Below are 914 nucleotides of genomic sequence, written 5' to 3'. Positions count from 1 at the left end.
TTATTGGAGCATCATATTCATCAATTAAAATTATGGCTTTTTCTCCGTAATATTCATACAGATAATTTGATAAGTTTTTAAGAGCATAAAGCCAATCAGCATCTTCTTTTTCCATAACTATCTTTTCAAAATCATTTTTAAAAATAGGATTCAATTTATCTTTTAAATTATAAAACTCCATGTATATGTTTTTTATATATTTTTTTATTAATATAAAATTTTCTTCCCAACTGTTTCCTTTCAAATCCTTCAGTGAAATAAAAATTACTGGATATTTCCCCTGTTCACTCGTATATTCACTATTAGATATTTTCAAATTTTCAAAGAGCTTTTTATTTTCTTCTTTATTTTTTATATCAAAAAAAGATTTAATCATTGACATATTCAATGTTTTCCCAAATCTCCGTGGTCTTGTAAAAAGTGTTACAGGAGCCCTGTTTATCAGCAATTCCTCTATTAGCATCGTTTTATCTACATAATAATAATCTTCATTTATTATTCTTTCAAAATCTTCAATTCCTACAGGAACAGCTTTTTTTCTCATAAAGTCACTCCCTCTTTTATTTTTTTATAAATTTCAATATATTAAGTATACCACAACCTGATATTTAAAATAAAGTCTTTTAAATACCCTGTGACAATTCCTTTTAATTTTAAAAAATGTAATTTTTATTTATAATTTAATTTTTTGACTTATCAAATATATTTTAAGAAATAATATTAATGGTCAAAAGTCCATCTTCTGATTTTTCCCTGCTCCACAAATAATATATCTATTTCACGTTTTAAATTATATATTTTATTATCAGCCTTGTCTTTTATGACAGTTTCAAATATAAATCATTCTGTAAACTTTTTAATTTAATAATTATATTACCACTGTCAAAATTTATATCTTCAATATTAGAAATTTT

Annotated in this window: 1 protein-coding gene; it reads right to left on the bottom strand. The window is 23.0% G+C overall.

Translation table 11 applies throughout. The features are described 5' to 3' along the window. Positions 1-544: AAA family ATPase (locus HMPREF1984_RS01880; protein ID WP_021766175.1), on the bottom strand; the 544-nt coding region annotated here is incomplete at its 3' end. Between the last annotated feature and the right edge of the window lie 370 nt (positions 545-914).

It is taken from the genome of Leptotrichia sp. oral taxon 215 str. W9775, assembly GCF_000469505.1.
Taxonomy (GTDB): Bacteria; Fusobacteriota; Fusobacteriia; order Fusobacteriales; family Leptotrichiaceae; genus Leptotrichia_A.
This window is presented reverse-complemented; position numbering and strand designations above follow the sequence as displayed.